Here is a 2708-nt window from a genome sequence, read left to right on the forward strand (position 1 = left end):
CTTTTCAAGCAAGAGCTGATCAACTTTCCGAAGACCTCCATATTGACATAATAGTGGCGCACTATCCCCCGTACACGTCGAAGTGGAACCCCATTGAACACAGGCTTTTCTCTCAAATCACCAGAGTATGGAGTGGTATTTCCTTCGAGAGCGTTGAGCAGGCATGCGAACTTGCCGCAGAGGCCAGAACGAAATCCGGCCTTTGTGTCTTCACCAACATCAACAGAAAGAAGTACGACACTTCTCGTTGTGTGGATAGCAATTATGATGATGTCTGTCAACGGCATATTACCTTTGATGAAGAGCTACCGAAATGGAACTACAAGGTTTCATGGAGAGACAAAAAATACCAAGTTATTTTTTAAACGTTACTATCTTCATACAATGCTGCTGAAAATATAGGAAGTTGCGCTTGCGTATCATTGGGATTAGCTCCATATTTGATTAACAGCTTAACAAAATTAAAGTTATAATCTTTATAGCAAACTGTTTCGAGGGGGAGGATACGTACTGTTTCTTCTGGTTTTACTTCCCAGAATACTGATACAAAATTGGGGTCTGCTCCATTTTCTAAAAGAAACTTTGTCATGTCATAGTTATGTTCCCATACGGCATAAAGCAGATAGGACATACCATGTTTACCCATAGAGTTTACGTTCCATCCTTTGTGCATCATATCAAGAATTTTGTCCTTGTTACAATCATGAATGGCTTGAATAATGGGATATTCTTTCTCACTGAAAAAACGCTTGTAAGGTGCTTCATTGTTAAACATACTGCATGAGGTTAAAATGAGTGATGATAGTAATGCTATAATATACTTCATTGCCTTATCATTCATTATCTTTCCTATTAATCATAGCTGGTTTATATGGGAACTCTACGCCTATACTTTTTAATCGCGCAACAAGCTTTTTAAAGTCTGGATTATCGTAATCGCCTATACCGCTATCTATAAAATCTTGCACCCAAAAGGCAACATTTACTTCTCCCTCGAAAACGCCGACTCCTCCTGTCTTCATCGGATCTGCACCTTTGTCCCATAACCATAGTACGAAAGCCCATTGGCTTGCAAGGGCTTGGTCTATTATTACGGTTTCTTTCGAACTGTTAAATTGGTTGATATCTGCTCCATGTTCTAATAAGTATTCTATTTTTTGTTTATCTTTATATAATGCAGCCGCAAATAAAGGAAGCTGCGCTTGCGTATCATTGGGGTTAGCCCCATATTTGATTAACAGCTTAACAAAATTAATGTTATAATCTTTATAGCAGACTGTTTCGAGGGGGAGGATACGTACCGTTTCTTCTGGTTTCACTTCCCAGAATACTGATACAAAATTAGGGTTTGCTCCATTTTCTAAAAGAAACTTTGTCATGTCATAGTTATGTTCCCATATAGCATAAAGTAAATAAGACATTCCATGTTTGCCCATAGAATTTACGTTCCATCCTTTGTGCATCATATTAAGGATTTTGTCCTTGTCGCAATCATGAATGGCTTGAATAATGGGATATTCTTTCTCACTGAAAAAACGCTTGTAAGGTGCTTCACTGTTAAACATACTGCATGAGGTTAAAATGAGGGATGATAGTAATGCTATAATTTTTTTCATTTTTGTGGATTGTTTCTTTAAAGAATGTTGGCAATAATTGGTCTTCCTAACTCTGCCTCCTCAGCTTGTATTGCTTTGAAGAGTAAAGGGAGGTCGTGTCCTTTAGTAAAATCAAAGCTGTCCAGAGTGTGCAACATAATTCTTTCGCCTGCAGCCTTTGGCATTAGAGATAGATTATTACTTGCCATATTTAAGAAATCTTGATTTGAATAATAGGTATGAACCTTTGAAGTATTAGGATTCTGTACGCCATACATTTTATAAGTATTCGGATGAACGCCCGCAGGGCAGAAAGCGTAAGTCTTGCTACCAGTGGCAGCACCTGCAGCTGTTGCTAAACCGCCACCAAGGGAATGACCAGCAATAGTTAGCTGCTTACCTTGCCTTTCCGATCCTTTTTTACTTTTTAGCTAATTTTATGGACTTCTCATATTGTTCACTTCCCATACCTAATCCCTGCTTCATATTATCGTCAGTCCATTCTTTGCTCCAGTCATGTATTAAATCATTTTCAGGGTGGTCAGGGTCACTGTAGGTACCACGATAAACAAGTACATAATCTCCATTCTTGTCTTTATAGATATCTGCTTTAAAGCCTGTATGTGGGTCGTCAATTTCTTTTGAATCTGTGATTCCTAACTTATCCATTTCCTCTGCATTCAATTTCTCATACCCCTCAAGTTTTTCATCCTTATTCTTAAGCATAGCTTGTTGTTTAGGGCTTAGCCCATCCATAGCCTCGTCCATGTCATAATCCTTATCTTTCTTTTTTGTCGTTCGATTATAAGCAAAGTAACTTAAGACTAACATTTTAGCGGCTTCAGAAAAGTCAGGTTTTATGATAGTTATAAGTCCTCCTTGTATGCAATTCAACATAGCTCCTTCAAGTAAGGCTTTCTGACCACTGATTTTCACGGATGAATTTACTCTTGTCCAAGTAGACATCTTTGTATATGCGGCGCAGATATTTGGCATTATCACATTTTGAACCATCTTTGATACTTTTCCATGCAGGAAAGAGTACATTCCCACTGCACCAAGCACAGCACCGGCAGTACTTCCTACTTGGGCACCTTGAACTGTTGCACTAAT

At 38.5% G+C, this 2708-nt stretch carries 4 protein-coding genes and 1 pseudogene; 1 reads left to right on the forward strand and 4 read right to left on the reverse strand.

Annotation, left to right across the window (positions count from 1 at the left end):
• Positions 1–53 precede the first annotated feature (53 nt).
• Positions 54–365, forward strand: coding sequence for a hypothetical protein (locus HMPREF0666_RS15710; protein WP_232214153.1), 312 nt, complete (start codon positions 54–56; stop codon positions 363–365).
• A gap of 8 nt (positions 366–373) precedes the next feature.
• On the opposite strand, the pseudogene HMPREF0666_RS15715 reads toward HMPREF0666_RS15710, so the two are convergent.
• The 4 genes and pseudogenes from HMPREF0666_RS15715 to HMPREF0666_RS18380 all read right to left on the reverse strand — a co-directional run.
• Positions 374–841: pseudogene (locus HMPREF0666_RS15715) on the reverse strand (ankyrin repeat domain-containing protein); the annotation flags it as partial.
• On the reverse strand, positions 834–1565 hold the full coding sequence (locus tag HMPREF0666_RS15720) for an ankyrin repeat domain-containing protein (RefSeq protein ID WP_009013376.1): 732 nt from the start codon (positions 1563–1565) through the stop codon (positions 834–836). The gene HMPREF0666_RS15720 and the pseudogene HMPREF0666_RS15715, both read right to left, overlap by 8 nt.
• 68 nt (positions 1566–1633) lie before the next feature.
• On the reverse strand, positions 1634–1804 hold the full coding sequence (locus HMPREF0666_RS18375) for a hypothetical protein (RefSeq protein WP_232214151.1): 171 nt from the start codon (positions 1802–1804) through the stop codon (positions 1634–1636).
• Between the two features lie 211 nt (positions 1805–2015).
• A partial coding sequence (locus HMPREF0666_RS18380; protein ID WP_232214152.1) for a PAAR-like protein occupies positions 2016–2708 on the reverse strand: 693 nt, incomplete at its 5' end.

This window comes from Prevotella sp. C561, from assembly GCF_000224595.1.
GTDB lineage: Bacteria > Bacteroidota > Bacteroidia > Bacteroidales > Bacteroidaceae > Prevotella > Prevotella jejuni.